This window comes from Roseovarius sp. S88, from assembly GCF_037023735.1.
Lineage (GTDB): Bacteria > Pseudomonadota > Alphaproteobacteria > Rhodobacterales > Rhodobacteraceae > Roseovarius > Roseovarius phycicola.
The window spans coordinates 1,262,932-1,289,481 of sequence record NZ_CP146069.1 but is presented as its reverse complement, the minus strand read 5'-3'; the positions used below and the strand labels follow the sequence as shown (position 1 = coordinate 1,289,481).

28 protein-coding genes are annotated in these 26,550 nt (G+C 56.8%); 14 read left to right on the top strand and 14 right to left on the bottom strand.

Going from position 1 to position 26,550, the window contains the following annotated elements; translation table 11 throughout:
* Positions 1-4: 4 nt before the first annotated feature.
* Together RZ517_RS06545 and nusB are read left to right on the top strand one after the other, a co-directional pair.
* On the top strand, positions 5-550 hold the full coding sequence (locus tag RZ517_RS06545) for a 6,7-dimethyl-8-ribityllumazine synthase (protein ID WP_338550664.1): 546 nt from the start codon (positions 5-7) through the stop codon (positions 548-550).
* Positions 547-1,020, top strand: a complete 474-nt coding sequence (gene nusB, locus RZ517_RS06540) for a transcription antitermination factor NusB (protein WP_338550663.1) — start codon at positions 547-549, stop codon at positions 1,018-1,020. Before RZ517_RS06545 ends, nusB begins: the two co-directional genes overlap by 4 nt.
* 101 nt (positions 1,021-1,121) lie before the next feature.
* On the opposite strand, the gene RZ517_RS06535 is transcribed toward nusB, so the two are convergent.
* Positions 1,122-1,754 carry a DUF4304 domain-containing protein gene (locus RZ517_RS06535; RefSeq protein ID WP_338550662.1) on the bottom strand — a complete coding sequence of 211 codons (633 nt, stop codon included), beginning with the start codon at positions 1,752-1,754 and terminating at the stop codon, positions 1,122-1,124.
* 148 nt (positions 1,755-1,902) lie between these two features.
* Positions 1,903-3,183 carry a DUF3422 family protein gene (locus tag RZ517_RS06530; RefSeq protein ID WP_338550661.1) on the bottom strand — a complete coding sequence of 427 codons (1,281 nt, stop codon included), beginning with the start codon at positions 3,181-3,183 and terminating at the stop codon, positions 1,903-1,905.
* Positions 3,184-3,739: 556 nt separating this feature from the next.
* Here RZ517_RS06530 and RZ517_RS06525 point away from each other — a divergent pair.
* Together RZ517_RS06525 and RZ517_RS06520 are read left to right on the top strand one after the other, a co-directional pair.
* On the top strand, positions 3,740-3,901 hold the full coding sequence (locus tag RZ517_RS06525) for a YjhX family toxin (protein ID WP_422395564.1): 162 nt from the start codon (positions 3,740-3,742) through the stop codon (positions 3,899-3,901).
* A 10-nt stretch (positions 3,902-3,911) separates the two neighbouring features.
* Positions 3,912-4,349 carry a GNAT family N-acetyltransferase gene (locus RZ517_RS06520; protein ID WP_338550660.1) on the top strand — a complete coding sequence of 146 codons (438 nt, stop codon included), beginning with the start codon at positions 3,912-3,914 and terminating at the stop codon, positions 4,347-4,349.
* A 379-nt stretch (positions 4,350-4,728) separates the two neighbouring features.
* Here the strand turns inward: RZ517_RS06520 and RZ517_RS06515 are convergent, their stop codons facing one another.
* From RZ517_RS06515 to RZ517_RS06500, 4 genes are all read right to left on the bottom strand, one after another.
* Positions 4,729-4,992 carry a hypothetical protein gene (locus RZ517_RS06515; RefSeq protein ID WP_338550659.1) on the bottom strand — a complete coding sequence of 88 codons (264 nt, stop codon included), beginning with the start codon at positions 4,990-4,992 and terminating at the stop codon, positions 4,729-4,731.
* A 254-nt stretch (positions 4,993-5,246) separates the two neighbouring features.
* Positions 5,247-6,743 carry an NAD(P)(+) transhydrogenase (Re/Si-specific) subunit beta gene (locus RZ517_RS06510; RefSeq protein WP_338550658.1) on the bottom strand — a complete coding sequence of 499 codons (1,497 nt, stop codon included), beginning with the start codon at positions 6,741-6,743 and terminating at the stop codon, positions 5,247-5,249.
* 12 nt (positions 6,744-6,755) lie between these two features.
* Positions 6,756-8,330, bottom strand: coding sequence for a Re/Si-specific NAD(P)(+) transhydrogenase subunit alpha (locus RZ517_RS06505; protein ID WP_317055615.1), 1,575 nt, complete (start codon positions 8,328-8,330; stop codon positions 6,756-6,758).
* 132 nt (positions 8,331-8,462) lie between these two features.
* Positions 8,463-8,915 (bottom strand): methyltransferase family protein, encoded by a 453-nt coding sequence (locus RZ517_RS06500; protein ID WP_338550657.1) that lies wholly within the window; start codon positions 8,913-8,915, stop codon positions 8,463-8,465.
* A 140-nt stretch (positions 8,916-9,055) separates the two neighbouring features.
* Here RZ517_RS06500 and RZ517_RS06495 point away from each other — a divergent pair, with 140 nt between their 5' ends.
* The 3 genes from RZ517_RS06495 (at position 9,056) to RZ517_RS06485 (ending at position 11,296) form a co-directional block, all read left to right on the top strand.
* Positions 9,056-9,805 (top strand): SDR family NAD(P)-dependent oxidoreductase, encoded by a 750-nt coding sequence (locus RZ517_RS06495; protein ID WP_338550656.1) that lies wholly within the window; start codon positions 9,056-9,058, stop codon positions 9,803-9,805.
* A 2-nt stretch (positions 9,806-9,807) separates the two neighbouring features.
* Entirely contained in the window at positions 9,808-10,161 is a 354-nt protein-coding gene (locus tag RZ517_RS06490) for an MmcQ/YjbR family DNA-binding protein (protein WP_338551119.1), read from the top strand.
* A gap of 442 nt (positions 10,162-10,603) precedes the next feature.
* On the top strand, positions 10,604-11,296 hold the full coding sequence (locus RZ517_RS06485; protein ID WP_338550655.1) for a Hint domain-containing protein: 693 nt from the start codon (positions 10,604-10,606) through the stop codon (positions 11,294-11,296).
* Positions 11,297-11,349: 53 nt separating this feature from the next.
* Here RZ517_RS06485 and RZ517_RS06480 read toward each other — a convergent pair whose 3' ends face one another.
* On the bottom strand, positions 11,350-12,126 hold the full coding sequence (locus tag RZ517_RS06480; RefSeq protein ID WP_338550654.1) for a gamma-glutamyl-gamma-aminobutyrate hydrolase family protein: 777 nt from the start codon (positions 12,124-12,126) through the stop codon (positions 11,350-11,352).
* Between the two features lie 273 nt (positions 12,127-12,399).
* Here RZ517_RS06480 and pepN point away from each other — a divergent pair, with 273 nt between their 5' ends.
* Both pepN and RZ517_RS06470 read left to right on the top strand, forming a co-directional pair.
* Positions 12,400-14,952 (top strand): aminopeptidase N, encoded by a 2,553-nt coding sequence (gene pepN, locus RZ517_RS06475; RefSeq protein WP_338550653.1) that lies wholly within the window; start codon positions 12,400-12,402, stop codon positions 14,950-14,952.
* A 140-nt stretch (positions 14,953-15,092) separates the two neighbouring features.
* On the top strand, positions 15,093-15,623 hold the full coding sequence (locus RZ517_RS06470; protein WP_338550652.1) for a hypothetical protein: 531 nt from the start codon (positions 15,093-15,095) through the stop codon (positions 15,621-15,623).
* Between the two features lie 2 nt (positions 15,624-15,625).
* Here the strand turns inward: RZ517_RS06470 and RZ517_RS06465 are convergent, their stop codons facing one another.
* Complete coding sequence (locus RZ517_RS06465; protein ID WP_338550651.1) at positions 15,626-16,300, bottom strand: lytic transglycosylase domain-containing protein; 675 nt, start codon at positions 16,298-16,300, stop codon at positions 15,626-15,628.
* 140 nt (positions 16,301-16,440) lie between these two features.
* On the opposite strand from RZ517_RS06465, the gene RZ517_RS06460 reads away from it, so the two are divergent.
* Together RZ517_RS06460 and RZ517_RS06455 are read left to right on the top strand one after the other, a co-directional pair.
* On the top strand, positions 16,441-17,109 hold the full coding sequence (locus RZ517_RS06460; protein WP_338550650.1) for a hypothetical protein: 669 nt from the start codon (positions 16,441-16,443) through the stop codon (positions 17,107-17,109).
* Positions 17,102-17,722 (top strand): hypothetical protein, encoded by a 621-nt coding sequence (locus RZ517_RS06455; RefSeq protein ID WP_338550649.1) that lies wholly within the window; start codon positions 17,102-17,104, stop codon positions 17,720-17,722. The genes RZ517_RS06460 and RZ517_RS06455 overlap by 8 nt, the downstream gene beginning before the upstream one ends.
* Before the next feature lie 5 nt (positions 17,723-17,727).
* Here RZ517_RS06455 and RZ517_RS06450 read toward each other — a convergent pair whose 3' ends face one another.
* On the bottom strand, positions 17,728-18,942 hold the full coding sequence (locus RZ517_RS06450) for a DUF2235 domain-containing protein (RefSeq protein ID WP_338550648.1): 1,215 nt from the start codon (positions 18,940-18,942) through the stop codon (positions 17,728-17,730).
* A 110-nt stretch (positions 18,943-19,052) separates the two neighbouring features.
* A complete protein-coding gene (locus RZ517_RS06445) occupies positions 19,053-19,373 on the bottom strand; it encodes a winged helix-turn-helix transcriptional regulator (protein ID WP_338550647.1) in 321 nt (106 codons plus the stop codon).
* 106 nt (positions 19,374-19,479) lie between these two features.
* Between RZ517_RS06445 and RZ517_RS06440 the strand changes: the two genes are divergently transcribed.
* The 3 genes from RZ517_RS06440 to RZ517_RS06430 all read left to right on the top strand — a co-directional run bounded on the left by RZ517_RS06440 (position 19,480) and on the right by RZ517_RS06430 (position 22,562).
* Positions 19,480-20,217: a hypothetical protein gene (locus RZ517_RS06440; protein ID WP_338550646.1), complete on the top strand. Its 738-nt coding sequence runs from the start codon at positions 19,480-19,482 to the stop codon at positions 20,215-20,217.
* An 87-nt stretch (positions 20,218-20,304) separates the two neighbouring features.
* Positions 20,305-21,918, top strand: coding sequence for an Asp-tRNA(Asn)/Glu-tRNA(Gln) amidotransferase subunit GatB (gene gatB, locus RZ517_RS06435; protein ID WP_338550645.1), 1,614 nt, complete (start codon positions 20,305-20,307; stop codon positions 21,916-21,918).
* A 5-nt stretch (positions 21,919-21,923) separates the two neighbouring features.
* Entirely contained in the window at positions 21,924-22,562 is a 639-nt protein-coding gene (locus RZ517_RS06430) for a hypothetical protein (RefSeq protein ID WP_338550644.1), read from the top strand.
* Between the two features lie 441 nt (positions 22,563-23,003).
* Here the strand turns inward: RZ517_RS06430 and RZ517_RS06425 are convergent, their stop codons facing one another.
* From RZ517_RS06425 to RZ517_RS06410, 4 genes are read right to left on the bottom strand one after another with little or no spacing between them, the layout of a single operon-like run.
* Positions 23,004-24,638: an ABC transporter ATP-binding protein gene (locus tag RZ517_RS06425; RefSeq protein ID WP_338550643.1), complete on the bottom strand. Its 1,635-nt coding sequence runs from the start codon at positions 24,636-24,638 to the stop codon at positions 23,004-23,006.
* Positions 24,639-25,151 carry an ABC transporter permease gene (locus RZ517_RS06420; protein ID WP_338550642.1) on the bottom strand — a complete coding sequence of 171 codons (513 nt, stop codon included), beginning with the start codon at positions 25,149-25,151 and terminating at the stop codon, positions 24,639-24,641. It abuts the gene before it with no gap.
* The gene (locus RZ517_RS06415; protein ID WP_338550641.1) at positions 25,088-25,531 is read right to left on the bottom strand and encodes a hypothetical protein; all 444 of its coding nucleotides are present in this window, start codon (positions 25,529-25,531) and stop codon (positions 25,088-25,090) included. Before RZ517_RS06415 ends, RZ517_RS06420 begins: the two co-directional genes overlap by 64 nt.
* Positions 25,531-26,487, bottom strand: coding sequence for an ABC transporter permease (locus RZ517_RS06410; RefSeq protein ID WP_338550640.1), 957 nt, complete (start codon positions 26,485-26,487; stop codon positions 25,531-25,533). Before RZ517_RS06410 ends, RZ517_RS06415 begins: the two co-directional genes overlap by 1 nt.
* Positions 26,488-26,550: the final 63 nt, after the last annotated feature.

The window sequence follows — 26,550 nt, the reverse complement described above, 5'->3', positions numbered from 1 at the left end:
GGTCATGGCTGAAAAAGAATACACTCTGCCCCGCGCCACCTTTGACAAGCCTGTGAAACTTCTGATCGTGGTGGCGCCGTTTTATCGCGACATCGCAGATATGCTGATTGCGGGCGCTGTGTCGGAAATAGAGGCATCGGGCGGGGCGCATGATCTGATTGAGGTGCCCGGTGCCTTGGAAGTGCCAACCGCCATCGGCATGGCCGAGCGGATGAGCAACTATGACGGATATGTCGCTCTCGGCTGTGTGATCCGGGGCGCCACGACGCACTATGAGACCGTGTGCAATGACAGCAGCCGGGGGATCACATTGCTCGGTTTGCAGGGGCTGTGTGTTGGCAATGGCATCCTGACCGTGGAAAACCGCGATCAGGCTGTGGAACGTGCCGATCCGGCCCGGATGAACAAAGGCGCAGGCGCGGCCGCGGCGGCGCTGCATCTCATCGCACTGGAACGCAAGTGGGGCGCTGCGCGCAAAGGTGTGGGCTTCAAACCTGCCAGCGAAAAATACCGGTTGGCAGGAGAAACCAAAGGCGACCCCACGGCATGACCGAGCTGTCCGGCAACAAGAAACGTAAAATGCGCTCCGCCGCGCGGCTCTATGCGGTGCAGGCGCTGTTTCAGATGGAGCATTCGAAGCAAAGCGTCGATGCGGTGCGGCAGGAATTTCTAACATTCCGCTTTGGGGCCGAGGTGGATGAAGGCATTGAAATGGCCGATGGGGACATGGACCTGTTTCAGCTTTTGCTGGAACAGGCGGTCAACTGGCAGGCCAAGATCGACCAGATGACGGATCGTGCTCTGGTAGCCAAATGGCCGATTGACCGCATAGACCCCACCTTGCGCGCCCTCTTTCGAGCCGCTGGGGCCGAAATGCTTGAGGGCGAGGCCCCGCCCAAAGTGGTGATCTCAGAATTCGTCGACATCGCCAAAAGCTTTTACCCCGAAGGCAAGGAAGCCAGCTTTGTGAATGCCGTGCTGGACCATATGGCGCGAGAGGCCAAGCCAGAGGCGTTTTAGTAGCGGTGCGATGGCGGGTTTGAGCCCAAAGTGTCCGACGCTGCGCAGCGCAAGAACGTCCGAAAGGGCAGTTCACACAGGCAAGCTTATGGGCCATCCGATCACAGCAGTCCCATTTCTTCGGCCCACTCAACAACTACTTTAATATGCGCTAGATGCGGTTTTTCTGCCGCCTTCTTAGTCGCAAGGTATTGTTGAATCGTTCTCGAAGCCCCTACTGCGTCTTCTCTTGAAATTTGGATGCGAGCCTTAACGATCGGCTGGGGCGTCTCGAACCAAAGCGATCTCTTAGGAGAGAGCTGATCGGCGATATTCGTGTCTCCCGTGATACCGTCGTAGCTATCGAATGACGCCAAGGCTTCCAGAACGTTGTCGACGTGGGGAGTAAGCATGCTGAGCTTGGCCGCGACTTTACTCAGGCTCAAGTAATTCTCTGGAAATACACCTCTAACTGTGCACAGCGCATCTGTGACCCATTTGGGTTCGGTCACGTTTTTTCGATACAGTTCTGCTTCAGCGACATAGCAGCCCGCGTGTATGTAGAACTTGCCATGATCGATTGAATACGCGCCAACGCTGAAAATCGAAATTTGGTGGATCAGGCCGTTATCGAGTCTTTTGTTGAAACCGTTTCTTCGCTTCTTGAAACCAAGTGGCTTTAGTCTTTCGCCCATGAAGGCAGAAATCGCCCGTGCATCTTCAGAGAAAGACGGTGTTTTGGTTGATTTGGTCACTGCCGCATCCGATACTCTTGCTGTCGATTGAACTTAGTTTAACGTTCGGCGCATGAACGCGCACCCAGCATCTATGACAGAGCGCAAAAGCGGACATTCAAGTTGCAGTCTTCAACGGCAGCAAAGTCCGCGAAGCGGACAGCCCCCATCACTCCAGCTTTCGCCGAATGCGTCGCACCATCCACCAGACAAGCAGCAGCATCGGCAGGGCCACGATTGCCGTCAGCATGTCTTTGCTGAGCCCCGTCGGCTCTGTCAGCGGATAGAGAACATAACCGGCCAATGACACCGCATAATAGCTGATGGCCACAACGCTCAGGCCTTCCACCGTGCGCTGCAGCCGCAGTTGCAGGTCGGCGCGGCGGTTCATGCTTTCGAGCACGTCCTGGTTCTGGGCGCTGCGTTCCACGTCCACCCGCGTGCGCAAAAGCTCACCGGCGCGCATGGCGCGGTCTGCCATGGCATCAAGGCGTTTCTTGGTCGAGCGCACTGTGCGCATCGCCGGATCGTAGCGGCGCATCATGAACTCGCCAAAGGTCTGACGGCCTTCGAAACGCTCTTCGCGCAGCACTTCGATACGTTGTTTGACGATTTGCTCATAGGCCGCGGATGCGCCGAACCGATAGGACGACCGCGCCACCATGCCTTCCAGCTCTGCCGAGATGGCCAACAGGTCATCAAGCGTGTCCTCAGCCCGCACAGAGCCGCCCGGCATGTTGCCAATGAGCTGGGTCAGGCGCTGATCGAGCGCGCCCAATTCAGGGTTCATTTGACGCACCCGCGCCAGCCCCAACATGGACATTGTCTTATACGTTTCAATTTCGCACAGGCGTTGCACGATTCGCCCGATCCGGCGTGGACCTGTCTGCGATGCGGCGTTTACGAGGAACCGCAGGTGTCCGGCGGTGTCAATGCGGAAATCACCGGCCACCTTGGCCGTGTCATCCAGCACCCGTGCGACCGCCACGCTTTCTGAAACAAAATGCTTGGATACCGCCTCGCGAAACGCAGCGTCATCCTGATCGGTGTCCATGCGAATGAGCGCCGATGTGACGCGATGGCCCGGTGCATTTTCGAGCCAATCAGTTGGAAATACGTCGAAATCCGACGGGTCAAACGGTCGGTCGCTCACGCCATCCCGGAAGGCCGTGTAGGTGACGAACTCGGTGTGGCTTTCCCACTTCAGGTGATACCGACCGAGGTCACCGGAATAATGCGAGGCATCGGGTTGCGGGTGTGGTGCGCCGTAGCGGTCAAGCAAAGCGACTAGGTGTTTAAGATCAGCCCCCCGGTCTCTGGCCGCGGCGCTGTCGAGGTGTTTGAGCGCCAAAAATGCAGCAGTTGCAGGGGCTTGGACGGTTGGGAAGGGGCGGGCGTGGAGCTCGTTGACAAGCTGGTATCGCAGGGGGTGATCTTGGATCGGGGGCATGGCAAATACACTTCTGAGTCGCGCGCAACCTAGCGCCCTACCCCACCTATGGAAACAGATTTATTTGCCGCATCAAACAGTTAGAGGGATGCCATTGTATACCTGCCTGTATTTCAGGCACAGGGCCTCTGTCGGCACACCGCTCGTTTCCGCACCCTCTCATCGTCCCAAATCAGGCCAGATCGCAACGTCGGTATCACGTCGGTATTGCGTCGGTATTGCGTCGGTGCCGTGTGGCAAATGCACCTCGCACAAATAGGCGCCGGGCGCATGCCCTTGCATCCGCTCCGTCAAAAACCTAGATCACGCTCACGTATCGCATAACGCGAACGACGGAGAGTTTATGTCTACGATTGCGGTCAGCCGCTAGGCCCAACTGACCGGGCCCATTCCATTTCAAAGACACCCGCGCGAGATGCCGGGTGCCTTTTGGGCTGATCTAAATCCACGAGACAAACCAGTGAATATCTCAAAACACGAACAACGCGTGCTGCATGTGCTCGCGTAAGGTGGCGCGATCCATTTTGACCGTCTGGAGAACGGAAAAGTTGACGGTGTGATCTGTTTCACCCGCGACGGGCATGTGCTGTCTGATTGCACCTTGCATGTTTTTGACCGTCTTCGGAGGCGCAATCTCATCCAATCGCGCCATGGCGCGCCCTACCGTATCACGCGGTTGGGGCTGAGATCGGTCAATGCGCAACTTGATAACAGATAGGAGACGACCCATGCGAAGAATGAGCGTCAAACCAACCACGGCCGCCGATATACCGGCGCTGCAAACCGTACTCGATGGCACCGGGCTTTTCCCAAGCGATCTGTTGCCGGAAATGATGGAGCCTTACCTGAATGGGCAGAGCGAGGCCTTCTGGCTGAGCTGCCATTACAAGGAAGTGGCTGTGGGCTTTGCCTACACGAGGCCGGAAGAGCTTACCCAGGGCACCTGGAACATGCTGGCGCTGGCTGTAGTTCCTGAGTTGCAGGGGCAAGGCTATGGTGCTGCGCTTGTCGCGGGTGTGGAAGACCACCTGCGACAGATGGGCGAGCGTATGATCATCGTGGAAACGTCCGGGGCGCACGCCTATTCATCGGCCCGGAGGTTCTACGCATCACTGGGATATGAGGAAGAGGCGCGAGATCCGCGATTTCTGGAACAAGGGCGATGATAAGGTTGTGTTTCGGAAGGTGTTGTAAGCAGGGCTCCTGAGACCGGTTCGCTCGCAAGGGCTATGTCAGCGGTGGACCGTCTCGTCTGGACTGTGGTGCAGTGGAGTTAGCTCGGCTGTGCGGACGGAGCGGTCGCTCCTGAGTTCCCTTGATCAGCCGCGCGATGGCCAGACCGCGGGATGGCGGCCCACCGACATTCATCGCAGTTTATGTCAGCCTAATCCGCAAATCCCTTGATCGAAGCGCTTGGGTCGACCAATCGCCAGCCCGGGGGCGGTCTGGCGATCACGCGGCGGCGCTACGCGCCTTGATTCCGCGCGAAGGGCGTCCGCATAGGGCTCGAAGCGGTCAATGATGTCAGAACTAAACCGCAGCGGTCTAATCCCTGCGAGTTTCATGGTCATTGTGTGCTTGTTTCATTGCTTCTTCTAGGTCTGGAAGTAGCTGCTCTTGGTATTCGTTTATCGTCAGACTGGTATCAAGCCGCACAGCCAGCACCTTGTATTCTGCGAGCGAAAGACCATACACCTGCGTAAGCATTCTCATACGCTGACCAAAATCCAATCCTAACTGCTTCGATTTCAGATATGCTCCCTCTGCATCAAGGCCGTCAGACTGGTATTTTCGAAATTCGTTAATCACTAATTTCTCCCTCAGCGCTTTAAGTTCTGCGGTAACCAAGTGACCCAAGTCTTCATTGAGGCTACTTCGATTGTACACCCCATTTGGTTTTTAAGAACTCTTCATTTTGAAAGTCCGCTTTGGGCTCAAAGCAGACCGTCCTGCCCAAACTCACCTTGCGCAATGGACGACCCGTCATGCACGGCCAGCCGTCGCCATGACAAAAAAAGGCCCGCCAAATTAGCGGGCCTCTTCCTGTTTTCAAAGCGTTTTGCCTAGCCCACTTTCGGCAAGAGTGTGCTCACGCTGTCCTTGGCGTCGCCATAGAACATGCGGGTGTTCTCTTTGTAGAAGAGCGGGTTTTCGATGCCGGAATAGCCTGTGCCCTGCCCCCGTTTAGAGACAAAGACCTGCTTGGCTTTCCAGACCTCCAGCACCGGCATGCCGGCGATGGGTGAGTTGGGATCATCCTGTGCCGCGGGGTTCACGATGTCATTGGAGCCGATGACGATGACCACATCCGTTTCGGGGAAGTCATCGTTGATCTCGTCCATTTCCAGCACGATGTCATAGGGTACCTTGGCCTCGGCCAGAAGCACGTTCATGTGCCCTGGCAGACGCCCGGCGACGGGGTGGATGGCAAAACGGACTTCCTTGCCCGCCGCGCGCATCTTGTTGGTCAGTTCACTGACCGCCTGCTGCGCTTGGGCGACCGCCATGCCATAGCCCGGCACAATGATGACGCTGGACGCCTCATTCAGTGCCGCGGCCACGCCATCGGCATCAATCGCCACCTGTTCGCCTTCCACAGCCATCTGCTCACCAGCCGCACCGCCGAAGCCGCCCAGGATCACGCTGACAAAGGACCGGTTCATCGCCTTGCACATGATGTAACTCAGGATCGCACCGGACGAGCCCACAAGCGCACCCACAACAATGAGAAGGTCATTGCCAAGGCTGAAGCCAATGGCCGCCGCCGCCCAGCCCGAGTAGCTGTTGAGCATGGAGACCACGACGGGCATATCCGCGCCGCCGATGCCCATGATCAGGTGATAGCCAATGAAGAGCGCCAGAAGCGTCAGGAGGACCAGTGTCCAGCTGCCCGAGCCACCCAGATACATGATGGCCAGCAGGAGCGAGCCACCTGCGGCGGCTGCGTTCAGCATGTGTCCACCCGGCAGCTGTTTGGCCGCGCTGTCCACTTTGCCGGCAAGCTTGCCATAGGCGATGACCGAGCCGGTGAAGGTCACAGCCCCGATCCAGATGCCCAGCACGAGTTCGACGCGCAGGATAGTGATTTCGACGGTTGTCTTCTTGGCGATGAGCTGTCCGAAAGAGGACAATTCGTTGTAGATCGCAGCGGGCAGGCCAATGGCCTGATACCCGCCGTCCTTGGCCGCGCCCAGCACAAGATCGTTCTCGGCAAAAAGGCTGCTCATGGTGTTGATCATGATGTCGGCGTTGAAGCCCACAAAGACCGCTGCGAGACCCACAAGCGAGTGCATGATGGCCACAAGCTCGGGCATCTGTGTCATTTGCACCCGCGTGGCGAGTTGATAGCCCACGACGGCGCCAAGTGCGATCAGGACAAGCGAAACAAGCCAAAGCCCCTGACCGGGTCCGATGAGCGTTGCCAGAACAGCAATCCCCATGCCGACAATGCCATACCAAACCGCGCGTTTTGCGCTTTCCTGGCCGGACAGCCCGCCCAGCGAGAAGATGAACAAAACCGCAGCAACAACGTAAGCGGCAGTGGTAAATCCGAATTCCATAAGCCTGTCCCCTTACGATTTCTGGAACATGGCGAGCATGCGCCGTGTGACCAGGAAGCCGCCAAATATGTTGATTGCGGCCATGAAGACCGCGAGCATTGCCATCAGTGTGATCAAGAACGAGCTTGATCCAATCTGGATCAGCGCGCCCAGGATGATGATCGACGAGATCGCATTGGTTACGGCCATGAGCGGCGTGTGCAGTGAGTGCGACACGTTCCAGATGACCTGGAACCCGACAAAGACCGATAGAACGAACACGATGAAGTGCTGCATGAAACTTGCCGGGGCGACGAGGCCCACAAGCAGGATCAGCGCACCGCCGACCCCCAGAAGCGAGACCTGCTGCACCGTTTGCTTTTTGAACGCCGCCAGTTCTTCGGCACGCTTTTCCTCGGGTGTCAGTTCGCGCGGCGCTTCTTTTTTGGGTTGCGCTGCGATGGCCTGAATTTTGGGTGGTGGTGGTGGGAAGGTGATTTCGCCCGCATGGGTCACAGTAGCCCCACGGATCACGTCATCCTCCATGTCATGCACGACCTTACCGTCTTTTTCCGGCGTGAGGTCGGTCATCATGTGACGGATATTGGTGGAATAGAGCGTCGAGGATTGCGAGGCCATGCGCGACGGGAAGTCGGTGTAGCCTACGATGGTCACGCCATTGTCGGTGACGATTTTCTCGTCCTTTTGGGTCAGCTCACAGTTGCCGCCGCGTTCAGCCGCGAGGTCCACGATCACTGAGCCGGGCTTCATCATCTCGACCATGTCCTTGGTCCAGAGGATGGGCGCATCCCGGTTGGGAATGAGGGCCGTGGTGATGACAATGTCGATGTCCGGGGCCATCTCGCGGAACTTTTCAAGCTGCTTGGCCTGGAATTCCGGGCTGGAGGGGGCGGCGTATCCACCTGTTTCAGCGCCGTCTTGCTGAGTGTCCTCAAAGTCGAGGAACACGAATTCCGCGCCCATGGATTCGATTTGTTCGGCCACTTCGGGGCGCACATCAAAGGCGTAGGTGATTGCCCCCAGAGACGTCGAGGTGCCGATCGCGGCAAGGCCGGCAACACCGGCGCCGACAACGAGTACCTTAGCCGGGGGCACCTTGCCCGCGGCAGTGACTTGACCGGTGAAGAAACGGCCAAAGTTGTTACCGGCCTCAATGACAGCGCGGTAACCGGCGATATTGGCCATCGAACTCAGCGCGTCCATCTTTTGCGCGCGGGAGATGCGGGGCACCATTTCCATGGCGACAACCGTCGCGCCCTTGTCGGCGGCGGCCTTCATCTGCTTCTCATTTCCACCGGGATTGAAGAAGGAAATCAGCGTCTTACCCTTTGTAAGACGTTTGACCTCGGTGTCGGTGGGTACGCGAACCTTGGCGACTATGTCGCTGGCCTTCCACAGGGCCGAGGCGGATTTGATCACCTCAACACCGGCTTCCTTGTAATCAGCGTCGGAAAACCCCGCCGCCAGGCCTGCACCGGCCTCAATCGCACACTCGTGTCCGAGCTTTTGCAGTTGCAGGGCGGAGTCCGGCGTCATCGCGACCCGGTTTTCGCCCTCGGCAACCTCTTTAGGTGTTCCGATCTTCAATGTCTTAGTCTCCCCGTGTCTTGGCTACGGATACGTCACCGCATGGTTGGCGTGTGTCTCAACGGATTCTAGGTCAGGCGCGTTATATTTCACATTCTTTCTGAAGTTGGAATGCTGCGATTGTCGCAGGGGTCACAGCCAACGTCGGGTATTTTGGCAATACCGCGCGAAATCGGCGCGAAATTTGCGGCGCAGGCGGTCTTCTTCGGGAATGATAAAGCGGCGTTCGATGATCCAGACGAAGACGGGAATCAGAGGCAGTGACAGAACCGCGTCCCAACGCAGGACAAGACCCGTCAGAATGAGGGCGTCGCCGAGGTAGATGGGGTTGCGCGAGCTTTTGAAGATGCCCGTGGTGACCAGCCGGTCGGCCTCCATATGCGGAATGGGCGTGGTTTTAAAGCGACGCATTTCGTAGAGCGCGAAAGCCATGAACAGGAGGCCCGCCCCGACAAACAGACCACCGGCAAAGTCAGCCCAAGCCCCACCGAAGCTTAGTCCGGCGGAAAAATGCGTCGCCTGCATCCAAGTCACCACAAGGGCGAGCAACAGCCATATGGGTGGAATGTCGATCCATTTGAGCACGGGTCATCCTTTCGCAGAGCTGGAATTTTGCAAAATTCCAAGATGGAAAATTGCAATTTTCCACGCCCTTGTCACACCCCGAAATGCGAGGCTTGGCAAGACCTATGGTTCGGGCGAGTGTGGGGAAAGGAGGATTTGACATGCTGAGCGGAAAACACGCGTTGGTCACAGGAGGCGGCACGGGCATCGGGCTTGCCATTGCACAAGCACTGGCGGAGGCTGGCGCGGATGTAACCATCACCGGGCGCCGCGCAGAGGTTTTGCAGGACGCGGCTGGGGGTGTCCTTCATCCACTGGTCATGGATGTGAGCGATGAGGCCAGTGTCGTCGATGGGTTTTCGCAGGCGGTTGATGCCTGGGGACCGATTTCGATTGTCGTACCCAATGCAGGCATTGCCGAAGGGCGCGCCTTGCATAAGACCGACACGGAGTTTTGGCGGCGGATCATGAGCACCAATCTGGATGGTGCCTTTTGGACCATTCGCGAGGCGCTTAAATCCATGCATGAAGCAGGTTGGGGCCGGGTCATTGCCGTGTCCTCTATTGCCGGGCTGAAAGGGCTCAGAGGGGCTTCGGCCTATACGGCGAGCAAACATGGGCTTATGGGACTTATCCGTGCCCTCAGCGAAGACTACCTGGGGTCAGAGATCACGTTCAACGCGCTGTGTCCCGGCTATGTTGATACAGATATTGTGACCCGCAATGTTCAAGCCATCAGCGCCCGCGCTGGTATTGATGAGGATGCCGCCCGCGCCATGATGGTGGAGGCCAACAAACACAAACGTCTGATAGCACCGGAAGAAGTGGCTGCTGCCGCACTCTGGCTCTGTGGGCCGGGATCACAAAGCGTGAACGGCCAAGCGATTGAGATTGCCGGTGGGCAGTTTTGATGCTGAGCCGGGATGATTTCAAGGCGTTTTGTGAAGGGCTGAAGGCCACCAGCCATGTGGTGCAATGGGGCAATGCGGATGTGTGGAAAGTTGGCGGCAAAGTCTTTGCGATTGCCGGATGGAACGAGGGCCGTGATGCCTATACCTTTAAGGCCAGCGAGATTGCCTATGAGGTCTTGCAGGACAGCCCCGGCATCCGCCCTGCGCCCTACCTTGCCTCGCGCGGGATGAAGTGGCTTCAGGTTTACGAAGACCCGGGGTTATCTGACGCAGAGCTATGTGAACATATTGTGATGTCTTATGACATGGTTGTTTCCGGCTTGACCAAGAAAAAACGTACCGAATTAGGGCTTTAGCGCGCAAAATTTGCATAAAACATCGCCGGTTTTCCGAGCTTGTTTTGGCCTATGGCGCAAAATCACCTCGTTTCGGCCTCATTCCCTGCAAAGAGCTGCCATTGGTGACCGTTAAACAGGCGGCAATAGTTTTGTGCTAACCACGAACACAAACGAGCAGTGAAATGGTGGTTTTGAAGTGTAATTGGTGGCGTAGCTTGGGCGCCGTTTTGGCCGGAATGGCCACGAGCCGGGGGGCTGTGAAATGACGTTATTTGCCGATAGAGGCGCGTGGCACGCGCCGAACGATGTCAGGTCGGAGACCGGTCACGGATCGTTTGCGACCAACCGCGTGCGCGAAGTCGTCGCGCCGGACCATGTCAGGTCACGCGTTGAGACGCCTCTCCTCAACTCTCGCGGCGGCATGCCGCGAAGACACGATGTCCCAATTTCAGAGCGCCGTATGCCCAACACGGTTGCCCTGCAGCTGGAAAGCGGCAGAGCCGAGGCGGTGCCAACGCCTGTAGCGGATGCGGACGCCCTGGCACAGGACGTTCTCGACCGCTTGGTGTGCTTTACAACAGGTGCGCATATTCTGACCGCTCAAGGCGAACGTGCCATTGGCTCATTGCAGGTCGGAGACCTGGTGGTCACCCGCGATCAAGGCCTGCGTCCGGTCCGCTGGATTGGAGAACGCACTGTTGCCGCACATGACCTTCTCGCGCCTATTGAATTTCGCCGCGCGGACCGCGGGAAGGGAACAGCAGGGTTGCTTGTGTCGCCGCATCACAGGATGCTTTTTACCGGACACAAGGCCAATATGCTTTTTGGCGCTGCGGAAGTTCTGGTCGCTGCCAAGGATCTCGTGAATGGGCGCGATATCAGGCGTCATCCTGTGGCAGAGGTGACCTATGTTCATCTGATGTTCGACCATCACGAGGTGATTTACGCCGACGGTATCGCCACCGAGAGCTTTCACGCGACGGACCCCGTTTTGACAAGTCTGGACGGCGATGCCCGTGAGGCGGTTTTTGCGGTGTGCCCAAATCTGAGAACCACATCCGGCCGTCATCTGGAACCTGCGCGCATATGTTTGGATGCCAAAGACGCACGGTTGCTGTCGGATCAAGGATCGGACGCGGCGACGTTTTCATAAGACATGTGCAAAAAGTTTTGAGGCGTTTTGCGCGACCGGGTGCGGGATGAGGTTCAGGCCGATTTCAATACCGGAGTTCTCCGGCCGGATTGCCAGGCGCGCGCGGCGTCGCCAAAGGCGCTGAACAACGGGCGGCTGACCGGATCATCGGCGGCGTTCCATTCGGGATGCCACTGCACCGATAGCGCAAAACCCCGTGCACCCTCGATATAAATGGCCTCAGGCGTGCCATCGGGGGCATGGCCGTCAACCACCACACCCTTGCCAGTGTCGATGATGCCCTGGCCGTGCAGTGTGTTGGTCATCACCTCCTGCGCACCCATCAGCTTGTGAAACACGCCACCTGGAGAAAATGTCACCGCGTGACGCAGTGCGAACTGTTCTTCCAGCGTGCCGTCCGGGGGCATACGGTGGTTGTCACGTCCCGGCAGATCGCGAATTTCAGGGTGCAGCGTGCCGCCGAGCGCCACGTTCATTTCCTGAAATCCCCGGCAGACACCGAGGATTGGTTGACCTCGTTCCAAACAGGCGCGCACCAAGGGCAAGGCGATGGCATCCCGCGCGCGGTCGAACGCGCCATGCGCATCGGTGGGTTCATGGCCATATTCTTCGGGATGGACATTGGGACGCCCACCGGTGAGCAAGAACCCGTCACAGGCCTCCAGCAGTTCCGGCACGCTCACAAATGCAGGATCGGAGGGGACGAGCATCGGCATGCACTGCGCCACATCCGCCACCGCGGCCGAGTTCATCGTGCCTCCGGCATGGACCGGATAGCGCTCTTCTATCTCGTATTTGTTGCCAATGATCCCAATAATCGGGCGTGTCATGCAAAAATCCATTACAGTTTTAACCACTATCATGCAGCTCACTACATAAGAAAACCTGAATTTACGCACAAGCCACCCTGCATATGCGCAAGCTCTGCGCGCAGGCAAACGGGATCGTAAGAGGTTTGACCTACGCTGAAGTCGCAGGTGACGGCCCACACAGACACATGCGTCAACCGCATCCCGGCGCGTGGTGGGGCGTTGCCTGCACGCAGAGCTTGCGGCGCTGTCTTTATGCGCTACACCTTGTGGCGCCCAACGGAGAGACGCCCGATGAAAGATGCCGCGCCGCAGACGATATTCCTAAAGGATTACACGCCTTTTGGCTTTGAGATTGACATGGTCCACCTGACCTTTCGGCTGCATCCCGAAAGGACACGTGTGATCAGCCGGATCGCGTTTCGGTCGAACCCAAATGCAAAGGATGCGGATTTTTTCCTTCATGGCGAAGAGCTTACCTTGATCTGGGCCAAAGTTGACGGTGCAGATGTCACCCCTCGGATGGAAGATAACGGGCTGCGGTGCGCGGTGCCGGACCGGTCGTTCATCTGGGAGGCCGAGGTCGAGATCAACCCAGGCGCCAACACCGCCCTTGAAGGGCTTTATATGTCAAACGGCATGTATTGCACACAATGCGAGGCCGAAGGCTTTCGCAAGATTACCTATTACCCGGATCGTCCGGACGTGATGGCGCCTTTTGAGGTGCGCATTGAGGGCGATGAGAAGGTCCTGTTGTCGAATGGCAATCCCGGCACCACCGGGGATGGATTTGCCGAATGGCACGATCCCTGGCCGAAACCCGCGTATCTTTTTGCGTTGGTGGCTGGCGATCTGGTGAACCATCCAGACCGTTTTGAGACAAAGTCAGGCCGCGATGTCGAGCTGAATATTTGGGTGCGCCCCGGTGACGAGGGCAAATGCGCCTTCGGAATGGAGGCGCTCAAGGCATCTATGCGATGGGATGAGGACGTCTATGGGCGTGAGTACGACCTTGATATTTTCAACATTGTTGCCGTGGATGACTTCAACATGGGAGCGATGGAAAACAAAGGATTGAACATTTTCAACTCCTCTTGCGTTCTGGCCAGCCCCGAGACCAGCACCGATGGCAATTTCGAACGCATCGAGGCGATTATTGCGCATGAGTATTTCCACAACTGGACCGGCAATCGCATCACCTGCCGCGACTGGTTTCAGCTTTGTCTGAAAGAGGGACTGACGGTGTTTCGCGATGCGCAGTTCACCTCGGTCATGCGGTCCGAACCGGTCAAACGGATCGGGGATGTGATTGACCTGCGCGCGCGCCAGTTCCGCGAAGATAATGGCCCGCTGGCGCATCCGGTGCGACCCGAGAGCTTTGTTGAGATCAACAACTTCTACACTGCCACGGTCTATGAAAAGGGCGCTGAACTGATCAGGATGCTCAAAACGCTGGTGGGTGACGCGGCTTACTCCAAAGCAGTGGACCTTTATTTTGAACGCCATGATGGCGATGCCGCGACGATTGAAGATTGGCTCAAAGTGTTTGAGGACGCCACGGGCCGGGACCTGACCCAGTTCAAGCGTTGGTATGAACAGGCGGGCACACCGCGTGTCAACGTTTCCGAAGAGTATCAGGACGGCACTTTTACACTGCATTTTGAGCAGTCCACTCCGCCAACGCCGGGTCAAGACGTTAAGGACACCCGCGTAATACCCATTGCCGTAGGGCTTTTGTCGCCGAATGGCGACGAAGTGGTGCCCACTCAAGTGCTTGAAATGACAGGTGCAAAGCAGAGTTTCGCGTTTGATGGGCTGGCCAGCCGCCCCGTGCCCTCGATCCTGCGTGGGTTTTCAGCTCCTGTGATCCTGGAACGCGAGAGCGACAATGCCGAACGCGCCTTTTTGTTCGCGCATGACACCGATCCCTTCAACAAATGGGAAGCAGGACGCGCGTTGGCGCGAGATGGCTTGCTGGCGATGATCCGCGACGGCGCGGGACCGGACGATGCCTATCTTGACGCCATTGAGGCGGTGGCGCGCGACGACAGCCTTGATCCGGCCTTCCGGGCCTTGGCGATGGGATTGCCCAGTCAGGAAGATCTGGCGCAAAGCCTATATGAGGCGGGTGGTACGCCCGATCCACAGGCGATCTGGGACGCGCTGGAGACGCTGAAACAGGCGCAGGCGCAAAAGATGCAGGACCTCGCGACGCGGCTTTACGCGCAATATCAGGTGGATGCGCCCTATGCCCCGAATGCCGAGCAATCCGGGGCACGTGCGCTGGCTAATGCCGCCCTTGGTCTTATCAGCCGGTTGGATGGCGGGGCTTTGGCCCAAAAACAATATGACACGGCCGATAACATGACCCAGCAATTGGCAGGGCTGTCTTGTTTGCTGAAAGCGGGCAATGGCGATGCCGCCGTGGCCTTGTTTTACGAACAGTGGAAGGAGGATCGGCTCGTGATCGACAAGTGGTTCAGCCTTCAGGTGATCATGGCTGATCCCGATAAAGCCGCGCAAACAGCACAAACCCTGACCAAACACCCTGATTTCACGATGAAAAACCCCAATCGGTTTCGGGCCACCTTGGGTGCATTGGCGATGAACACGGCCGGATTTCATCATGCCTCTGGCGAAGGCTACAAGGTCTTGGCGGACTGGCTGATCAAACTTGATCCGCTCAACCCGCAGACCACGGCACGGATGTGTTCGGCATTTGAAACCTGGCGGCGCTTTGATGCGGCCAGACAAGCGAAGATTGCCGCCGAGCTGGATCGCATTCTGGCCCAGCCCAATCTCAGCCGCGACACAACTGAAATGGTCACGCGCATTCGCGGCGGGTAATGCCCGCGCGCGCAGCAGCCGCGACCCGGCATGAATTGCCACAGTTACACAAAAGCTTTGGCCTGCCAGGAATTTTCGATTGCCAGGAAATCCGTACCACCTTTAGATAAAGGCCGGGGCTTAGCTAAGGGTTTGTAGATATGCATATTCTTGTCGGCCTTCTCGGCGTTGCTGCGGCCGTTTACTTCTTTTTCATTCGAGCCAGACATGCCGCTGATGTGGCGCATGACGTTGTAGAAATGGCCAGTGATGTCCGCAGTGCGGCGCGCCGTTTCGGGTTCAAGCGCAAGACCAATGTGCATCCGGTAGAAACCATCGAAGAGCCGAATTTGGCCATAGCCGCGATTGCCACGGCTTTTGTTGAGATGGACGATTTGCCCACCAAGGAACAGCGCGACGCGCTTGATGCGGCGTTGCGAAGCCAGCTTGGGCTAGATTCCAGCGCCGCGCAGGAAGCCACGATTCTTGGGCATTGGTTTGTCTCGGAATGTCACGGCCCCGAAACCGCCGTGCCGAGACTGTCACGCAAGCTGTTCAAATTGAACGGAAAAGAGAGCTTTGAGCCGTTGTTGACCGTCGTGGATTCAGCCGTAAGTGCGGGGTCTGGGTCACTCAATGAAAAACAGCGCGAAGCGATTGATGAGATCCGTCGCGTGTTCCGCGTGTCGTAGGGCTATCCCTCGTCGCTATCGCTTAGAAAAGCCACGGTATCGGGCCGAAGTCGCGGTCGAACGGCATTGAGCGGTTTGCAATAGGGCTGACGTTTGGTCCAGGCCATCATGTCGTTGCGCTTTTTACGGCTATGCAGTGGCCCCCAATCGGCAGCCACACCGCGCATGCCGCGCGAGACCACGCCGTCCCGCGGCACAGTTTTGGCCATAATGCGGATTGCGCAGCTGAGATTTGCAACAGGGTCTTTGAGAGCGGATCCTGAGCGCGCCGAACAGCCGTAAAGCCTTGCCGTCGAGGGTGAAATCTGTGTCAGCCCGAACCAGCGCCCGCCTCCACCCACTGCATAGGGGCGGAATGTGCTTTCGTGTTTGACAAGCGTGGACACAAACCCCACCCAAAAGGCACGTCGCGCCTTGGGGGTCGATGTGGGATAGGCCGGGCACCAATCGGCAATGTCGCCAGGCACCATCGCGGCCAGCGGCTCTCCGTGATTCTTGAGCGCGGCGAGAGAAATACGCGTCCAAAGTGCGGTGCCTGAGATTGTTTCCCACCGTGTACGCGGCAAATTCGCTTCACGCGCCGGTGGCGACACAGCCGTGTTGGTCACTGGCGTCTCGGACGAGGCCAAAGTGGCAGAAAAAACCACTGCAAAACAAAAGGCAAAGCCGCGTAACATCAAGGCATCGTGACGTGATTCTTGTGTAAAATCAACTTGCTCACCAACCTGTATTTCCCCTTATTTTCCGCGCCCTTGCCGCTTTTTGGCCGGATTGGTATGGCACGTAGACCGGAAACGACCCGAGAGCAGACGAGTTTATGTCAGACAGTCCGCGCCACAGAGCTGGCCCTTTGAAGGGCATATCGCGCCTGTTCGGACAGCGAAAGTCGCCGTCCGCAACGGTCGGCACTCTTGTGTCGAACGCACGGGCCGAGGATGAGATCGACGCCTTGGCCCGGCGGATCATTCTGCCGTCGCAGATCGTGACCGACGAAGAGATGGTGCGCTCTATGCATCAGGATCGCGGGCAGAAACTTGCACGACAGGATTTGTGGGATGAGCTGTCCAACAAGATAAAGTTTGCCGACGCCACGCGTCTGCCAACGCCCGGGGGTGAATCGGCCTCTTTGTTAATGGCCTTTGGCGCGCGCAGCGATCTTGTGGCTGCCGCCGAAGACGCGCTTTATGACGGATTTGCGCCCGATGCCGAGGGTCTGGTGGCGCTGGAAGACGTACTCAACGAATATCCCAACGATTACCCCACATCACTTGTGGTGGCTCTGGCGCATGTTGATATCGCGTGGTCCTGGCGCAATGTCGCGGGCAAGAGCGATCCTGTGCGCGCGGCTGAGCAATCATCGGACCATATCGAGCGCGCCGCTGAGCTTCTTGCACCGTTTGACGGCACGGCCCTCAATGCGCCGTCCCTGATTGCAGCGCGCTGCGCGCTCTTTGCGGCCTGTGAAAACCGGGGGGCGCGTGTGTGAAGAATATGAAAAACTGATTGCGCTCGACCCAGCCACGCCACGGCACATGCGCGCCTTGGGGCGGCACATCCTGCCAGAATACGCGGGAGGGTTACAGGCATTGGAGGTCGGCGCGCGTCGCGTTGCCGCCCAAACACAGGACAGTTGGGGCGCGGGTGCCTACACGTGGGTTTACCTCGATGCGCTCGCACTCAAACGGCGGTCACTTGAACTCTTGGATGCGGAGTTCTTCATTGAAGGCCTGCGAGACATCGTCGCCCGCAAACAAGATCAGCATATGATCAATCTTTTGACGGCGTTCTGCGCGATTACCATGGCACCACAGGGCGAAGAGGCTTTGTTGACACGGCAAGCGCGGCAGAACCGTCAAGACATCCATGCATGTCTCGATTGGATGCTAAAAGACCATCTTCGCGAGTTGCATCCGCTTATCTGGTCGCAGACATTGCTTTCCCCAGGTGTCGGCCCATTGCTTCCCTCCCGGCGTGCATTGGTGGCGAAGGGACGGCAAACCGCCTTGCGCATTATCGCAGCGCAACTGTCTTCGATGCTCAAGGATGGAGGTACGATCACCTTTTCGGCAAGTGGGATTGAGAAACAGCGCGTGATTTGAGGTCCTCAGACAACCTTATGAGCCTCGGGTATGTTGGGTTGATCATAGTCTTTGGGCGTGCCCCGGCGCTCAAAAACCGAGCTATGGATTTTGGCACCTGTCGGCACATGTCGCCGTTCAAAGAAAGGCAGATACAACCAAAAGAACGAGGGGCGTTTGGACAGGCAATACTTGGTTTTAATCCGTGGGATGAATTCCAATATCGCCCAGGCCCAGTTCATCGACCGGTTGCGCGGCGCCGTTCCATCTGGGGCCACATAGCGCCCCTCCTTGTCCTCTCCTAAGACAAGACTACGGATCGTTTGTTCTTTGTAGTGCAGACCTAGCGCGCGTGTTTCATCTATCAGCCATTTCAGTGGCAGTTTGGCAAGCTGGCTATTGCGTTCCGCGTAGCCACCACCGACATCACCGTGCACACCGGAAAACCAAACCTCTTCCACATCTTGTGTTTTGATTTTTGCCTCTTGTTTTGGCCGAAATGCGTTTCCCCAAAATTCTCCGCCTTCGGGCCAGAGCGTTGGCAGAAACATCGTGCGTCGCTCATCCAGACACACGGCATGCCGCACTGCGGCCACCGAAGGGTTGGCCGAAGTATGCGCATGAGTTCGAATGCGTGGGATAACTTCTGTCCATTCGATTACCGAGCCGACCGTATCAAAGAGGCCCAGACAGGCGATCGCGGGACGGCGCGGGCGCAGCATACGCTCAAAAAGGCGCACTTCGGCAAACGGGTTCTTCTCGGGTTCGCGGGCATCCGTTTCATCGCGACCCGTGCTTTTCCCGATGTTCTTGTACGCCCGGTAGGCATAATCCAGCAGGTTCAGATTTCGAGCATCCATAAGGCCAATATTGTGAATGAGCCCGGCAAGCATGCGCGCGGTGTAGGCACCCCGGCTGAACCCGATGATGAAGATTCGGTCAGGGTCCTGATCGTCGCCGTTTTCGCGTTTGCCGTCATCATAGTTTTCAACCAAAAACTGGTAGGCCTCTTTGACATTCCGGTCGATGCCCCAGCCCGTGGCGAGGCCCCAAATCTCAACCGCCTTGCGGACAAAGTAGGCCCAGCTGTTTTCCGCCCCGAATGTGCCGACTCCGGGATCGTAGAAGACAAGTTGATCGGCATCTTTCTTAAGGCAGCCATAAAGACGCAGGATGTTTGTGCGGTTGCGGGCGATTTCATTGGATGTGCCATCGCAGAGCAGAACAATGTTTTTGGGCATAACGATACCTTGTCGAAAAACAGAAGTTTCAAATTCAAATAGGTCTTAATAAAACAGCAATTTGTTAACCCATCGCGCTTTGTCCCGCAAATTCGATGCGCGTAACCTTGCTAATCTGAGTTGCCAAAACTCTCGCCCCAGTCACGGAACGCCTGGATCAAGGGACCCAGCGCTTTGCCAGCATCTGTCAGTACATATTCTGAACGAGGTGGATTGGTGGAATAGGCGCGACGCGACAAAACCCCGGCCTGTTCCAGGGTTTTCAGTCGGCCTGACAAGGTGTTTGGCGAGACGTTCAATTCGTCTTGCAGATCCTGAAACCGACGCGGGCCTTCAAGAAAAAACTCCCGCAAAATCAGAATAGACCACCGGTCTCCCACGACATCGGCGGTACGCATCACAGGGCAATTGTTGCGATCATAGGTATCCATTGCCTTAGTCTAGCATCAAATTTCAAAATTTGAATTGACCATCGTATTTGAAGTTACCTATATCAGACGGAGTCACTACGAACTTCGTATCTACTGGAGGATATTGATGCTGGATATGTTTTTTTTGGCGTTTGTTCATGCGTTCACAATCTTGTTGCCGATCTTCGCGGTACAGCTTTGCAACGCGGCAGCAGTCAATGCGGGACTGACCTTAAGCCGCCGCATTTGGGTCGTCGGTGGGTTCGCCACCGCGCTGGCACTCTGGGCAGTTGTCTCAATGGAAATGTCGCGCAACAACCTCTTCAACGTGCCCGTCACCCTTGGTGACCCGCCTAGTGTTCTGATTGTGCTATTTGGCGGAGCGCTGAGCCTTTGGGCGCTTTCGCAACTCACGCATATGGGGCGCAGATTGACCAATGCGCTGAGCAATGCCGACCTCATTGCCTTACAAATTCCCAGGGTGATGGGCGGCTTGTTTATACTAGGCTGGGCCGTTGGTGTTATTCCATGGCATTTTGCCCTGCCTGCCGGCCTTGGCGATGTCTGGGCGGGACTTGCCGCCTGGCAAGCGTGGAAAGCCGCACGCGTGGCCGCACCAAATGCACGCCAGTTGATTCTACGTGCCAACATCATTGGCATGGTTGATTTTGCATTTGCGGTCTTCTTTGGCATCATCACGTCAGAGGGATTTGCGCATCTTCTGGCACATGACACACCCAACATCATCAACCTGCATCCGCTGGCCATGTTCCCGGGTTATTTTGTGCCGCTGTTTCTGGGCGCCCACCTGATATCCCTGTCTCGATTGCGTCAGCGCGACCCAGGGCTGTCCGTGCCAGCGTGAGCCGGTTTTTGGGCAAGGCATATCGTCTTGCCCGCATCGCTGCCGTGGCCTAAAACCGCGACGTGTAAGTCAAGCGGAGCATGACCGATGTTGGATCTGACCTATGAGCCCCCGAAACCCAAGGTGATTGCCGGGGCAAAACAGGATTGGGAACTGGTCATCGGCATGGAGGTGCACGCGCAGGTAGCCTCACAAGCCAAGCTTTTTTCAGGGGCGTCCACAAGCTTCGGTGCCGAACCCAATTCCAACGTCGCCTTCGTGGACGCCGCCATGCCGGGCATGTTGCCGGTGATCAACGAATTTTGCGTCGAACAAGCGGTTCGCACGGGTCTGGGACTGAAGGCTGAGATCAATCTGAAGTCTGCCTTTGATCGCAAAAATTACTTCTACCCGGATTTGCCGCAGGGCTACCAGATTTCTCAACTTTATCATCCTATCGTCGGTGAAGGCGAAATTCTGGTGGATATGGAGCCTGGTGTGGCGCGACTGGTGCGCGTGGAACGCATCCACATGGAACAGGACGCAGGCAAATCCATTCATGACATGGACCCGGCGATGTCTTTTGTCGATCTGAACCGCACCGGCGTGTGCCTCATGGAGATTGTCAGTCGCCCCGACATTCGCGGCCCCGAAGAGGCGGCGGCTTATGTCGGCAAGCTACGTCAGATCCTGCGCTACCTCGGCACCTGTGATGGCAACATGCAAAACGGCAACCTGCGGGCCGATGTGAATGTGTCGATCTGTGCGCCCGGGGCCTATGAGAAATACATGGAAACACAGGATTTCTCTCACTTGGGCACGCGCTGTGAGATCAAGAACATGAACTCGATGCGGTTCATTCAACAAGCCATCATGGTCGAGGCCGAGCGGCAGATCAAAATCGTGGAAGGCGGCGGTGAGGTCGAGCAGGAAACCCGGCTTTATGACCCGGACAAGAACGAGACCCGTTCCATGCGCTCCAAGGAAGAGGCGCATGATTACCGGTATTTCCCCGATCCTGATCTGCTGCCTTTGGAGATCGAACAAGACTGGGTTGATGCGATTGCATCTTCTTTGCCGGAACTGCCGGATGAGAAGAAGGCGCGGTTTGTGAAGAACTACGGTTTGAATGAATATGACGCTAGTGTACTGACAGCTGAGCTTTCTAGCGCTGACTATTTTGAGGCCACTGTAGCGCACTCAGCAAAAGAAAAAGCCACAAAATCAAGTATTCCACCGAATGCAATTGGTTTTATGGCGTTTAACTTCGAAACAGAAAATATCCCCGAAAAAGAGCGGAAAGAGAAAGGTAAACTCTCTGCAAACTGGGTCATCAACGAACTTTTTGGTCGACTGAAAAAAGCAGACGAAAGTATTTTAGAAAGCCCGGTGAGCCCGGCGCAACTGGGCGGCATTGTCGATCTCATCGCTTCAGACGCCATTTCAGGTAAGATCGCCAAGGACCTCTTTGAGATCGTCTATACCGAAGGCGGCGATCCGGCACAGATCGTGGAAGAGCGTGGCATGAAACAGGTCACCGACACCGGCGCAATCGAGGCCGCCGTCGACCAGATCATCGCCGACAACCCCGCGCAGGTGGAAAAAGCCAAGGAAAACCCCAAGCTCGCAGGCTGGTTTGTGGGTCAGGTGATGAAAGCCACGGGCGGCAAGGCCAACCCTAAAGCGGTGAATGAGATTGTGAGTAAGAAGCTGCGGGGGTAAGCGGCATGCGGTTTTTTCCGGTTCTAGTTGCCCTGACAGCGCTGTGCCTTTCACCATGGGCTTTTGCGCAGGAGGGGTATCCGAATAGCTGTGATTTATCTAAACCACGAGACTGTTTTTTACTCGCGAAATTTTACTCCGAAGAAAGAGGAGGTTTTCCTCCTTTTCCAATCGACACTGAAAGATCAGCAAAATTAAAGCACCTCGCATTTTCTGCAGCGCAAAAAGGATGTAGGCAGGACCGAGTCAAACAATGCCTACATTTGATATTATTAGCTCCAGATGATGATATTGGCTTGGACGTCGAAGACTCGGTTGCGCTAATAATTGACGCTTTGCAAAAATCCGAAGAATTATGTCTGACTGGCAACATTGAGGCGTGTGAGTTGTTTGACGACATAGTCAAAGAAAACTGGCCTACGGCTTTAAATAAGCGCCATCCTGATCTTGCAAATCAAATCAAGGAACAGGCAAAAAAGTACAACTTTTCGACACAGCGGTTAATCGCCTCCAACACGATTCATGAATCGGAAAGACAGTGCCTATCAGGTAGTCGGCAAGCATGCGCAAACTACGGAAAAGCACTCATCAAATTTTACAGGGGGGCGCGCAAGCATACCCTAGTGATGCCGTTACGGCGCTGAGAAAGTCATGCGCACATCTCTTGGATGATTCCTGCGGGACACTCATGGGTGTTTTGTACATGCGTTCTGGCGTAGCTGAAGACTACTCAGACGTGTCAGCCGCACAGCTAGAAACCGTTCGCAGCCTCCGGGATACATGCGAAAAGGGTCTCGTTGTTTCTTGCGAGTTGTTAATTCGCACGACACACAATCATTCAGTTATGTTAGAGCTTCAGCATGATGCGTGCTTAAAAGGATCGGGTATTATGTGCCGATTTATCGCTCTAATGAGATATAATGATTTCTCCAAGTCCAAAGATGTCGAAGATTTCGATCAAACAATAAAATACGCTGAAATGGGCTGTGAAAACAACGATCTCTATTCTTGTCATTTGATGGAACACGCAACACTTTCTGACTAAGACACTTATAAGGCTAGCCCCGACTAACTTAATACTCCCCCTACCCTGGCTCCGGCTCCAACACCGCATCAAAAAGCTTTTGCGTGTACTCATCCTGCGGGTTTCCATAGACCTCCCGCGCACTACCCTGTTCACACACCCGGCCCTGTTTGAGCACAACGATCTGGTCGGCGAGTTGCTGAACCACGGCGAGGTCATGGCTGACAAAGACATAGGTGGTCTTTTTCTCGCGTTTGAGGTCTTGCAGAAGGTCCATTACCGAGGCTTGCACAGACACATCCAGCGCTGATGTCACCTCGTCACACAGCACAATCTCCGGCTCGGCGGCGAAGGCACGGGCAATGGCGAGGCGTTGTTTTTCGCCGCCTGACATTTGGCCGGGAAAGCGGTCTAGATAATCCGCACTCAAGCGCATCCTTTCTAGCAATTCCACCGCACGGTCCCGCAGAGCGTTGCCCTTCATGCCGAAATACAGCTGCAAAGGCTGGGAAAGGATCCCAAGGGCGGTGTGACGCGGGTTGAGCGCCTGGTCGGGGTTCTGAAATATGAGCTGGATACGGCGCAGCTCGGTAGGGCTACGTTGATCAATCCGCTCTGGGAGCGCGTGCCCCCCGGCCACTGTGATTGCACCATCGCGCGGTGGCAGAATGCCTGCAATGGCTTTGAGAATTGTGGATTTCCCACTGCCGGATTCGCCCACCAGACCAAGCGTTTCGCCTTGTTTCAGAGAGACAGAAACACCATCAACGGTCAGTGGCAGATCAGCCTTGCCCAAAGTGCGTTCCCAAAATCCCTGCTGTCGGTAACTGAGAGCAAGATTCTGCAAGCACAGTGCTTCCGATGCTTCGGCATCTAGCCGGTTTGTCATCTGCGCCACAGGCATCAGGCGCGGCGTGGCATCCAGCAGTTGCTTGGCATAGGGATGTTCGGGTTTGCACAAAACCTGTTGTGACGGCGCGTTTTGCACAACTTCACCCGATAGCATCACCGTGACCGTCTGACAGCAGCGGCCAATCACACCCAGATCATGACTGACCATGACCATGGCCATGTTCCGCTCAACCGCAAGATCGCGCAGCAGGTCGAGGATGTGAATTTGAGTGGTTACATCAAGGCCCGTGGTCGGCTCATCCAGAACCAGCGCCTCAGGCTCTCCGGCGAGCGCCATTGCAATGGCCACCCGCTGTTGTTGCCCACCCGACAGTTCATGCGGAAAGCGGCGCATGATGGCTTTGACGTCGCGCAGACGAACCTGGGACAACAGATCCTCGGCCCGGGGCGCGCAGGCCTCTTTTTCCAGGTTGCAATGCAGGGTCAGCGACTCGCACAATTGCGCGCCGATGCGCATGGTCGGCGTCAGGGCCTGACCCGAATTTTGTGGAATGAGGCCAAGTTTGCCACCCCGGATGTCCTCAAGCTGTTGCGGGGACATGGCAAAGACATCCTGGCCATCGAACTGAACATGCCCGCCGGTCTTGCGCAGACCCGGCTTGAGGAAGCCCATTGTGGCCAAGGCCAGCGTGCTCTTGCCGGACCCGCTTTCACCGACAATGCCGACGGTTTCGCCCGCACAGACGGTCAGGTCGACGCCCTTAAGAACGTTGAGCGTATCACCTGCGCGCGTGGTAAAGCCCACCGAGAGGTCTCGCACCTCGATGATCGCCTTGCCCGCCATCTAGACCACAGCCCTTTGCGACCGGTCGAGCCCAAGTGTTTTGGCCAGGGCATCCGCTGTCAGGTTCACACCGATGATAAGCGAGCTGAGTGCAAACATCGGGCCGAGCACGCCCCAGGGTGCGAGAGACATATAGACTCGCGCCTCAGAGACTTCCTGACCCCAGTCAGGCGTGGGCGGTGCCACGCCGTAACCCAGAAATGACAGCGCGGAAAAGCTCAGCAGCATCCAACTCAGGCGCATCGCACCCTCGACCATGACCACGTCGAACACATTGGGCAACAGTTCACGCCACATGATGTTGCCGCGCTTGTGCCCGCGCGCGCGGGCGGCAAGGATAAAATCCTTCGCAACCACGGTGTGAGTGGCCGCGCGCACGACGCGAATGACCGGGATACCAAAGAGGAACCCCAGCGTCAGGATCAGCACCAGGTTTCCGCCGTCAAACATCACCACCACGACCATAAGCGGCAGGATGCCGGGCAGAGACAGTACCGCGTCGACCAGCCGCATCGCGACCTCATCGACCCATCCGCCGCGCAAACCGAGATAGATACCAAGCAGCCCCCCCAAAGCATCGCCAGCGGCGTGGCAATGCCACAGACAATCAGCGCCTGCCGCCCGCCTTGCAGCACGCGGCTGAACACATCGCGGCCCAGCGCATCGGTGCCCAGCCAGTGGTTTGAGGTTGGCGGGGCAAGGATTTCATCGGACCCCATCGTGATGGCGTCATGTGGAACAATCCAAGGGCTCAGGATGGCGACCACCACATGAAAGGTGACCAGAAAGATGCCAATCGCACCTGATGGCCTGCTTCCAGCTTCGCGCAGGATGTTCATCCAACGACGCAGAAGCGACGGGCGCGTTTGAGCTATCTGCTCTGCCTGCGCCATCACATGCGACCCAGTTGCGATCGCTGGCGCGGATTGAGAAGGATAGTCAGAAGATCTGCGACCAGGTTGATGCCCACATAAGTGGCGGCAACCAGCAAAGTGATCGCTTGTATGACAGGCAGGTTTCGATCTGAAATTGCGTCGATCATCATCCGGCCCAGACCTGGATAGTTGAACACCACTTCGACGACCACGACCCCTCCCAAGAGCCAGGCCACGGTAAGGGCGACGACGTTGATGGCCGGTAAGAGCGCTGAGGGCAGTGCATGCCGGAACACAATACGCCAATATGGCACGCCTTTGAGTTGGGCCATCTGGACAAAGTCGCTGGCCATCACCTCGATCACCGATGATCGCACCATGCGCATGATATGGGCCACCATCACAAAGGTCAGAACGATCGAGGCCGGGACGAATTCGGGAAAGAAGTCGAGAGCTGGTGCATCTGCCGGAGTAAGCACTACGGCGGGCAACCATCCCAGCCAGATCGAGAACACCAGAACGAGGATCGTCGCGGTGACGAATTCCGGAATCGTCATAGCAAAGATTGCGACAGTTGAGACAAACAAATCCGGAAACCTGTCTCGCCACAAACCTGCGATCACGCCGAGAAAGACGGCCATAGGCACCCCCACGCTGAGCGCGCCAGCGGCCAGCAGGATCGAGTTTTTGACACGTAGCGCCACTTCGGATGTGATGCGCGTTTCGCCATCCACTGAGACCCCGAAATCCCCCTGAATGGCGGCCACAGCCCAATCGACGTACCGTGTGACTGCGGGCTTGTCGAGGCCTTGCGCCGCACGGCAGTTTTCCAACAATTGACCTTGCGCATCACGTTCCAGATAGGCGGTGCACGCGTCGCCAGGCAGGATTTCGATACCAATAAAAATGATGACCGAGACGAGCCACAGCGTGACCAGACCCAAGCTTAGCCGTTTCAGTATCAGATTTACCATCCGGTCCAATCGCGCGAGCTGTGTGCCTTGTCGTTGTGAGTGGCGGGCACATCAGCAGTCTCC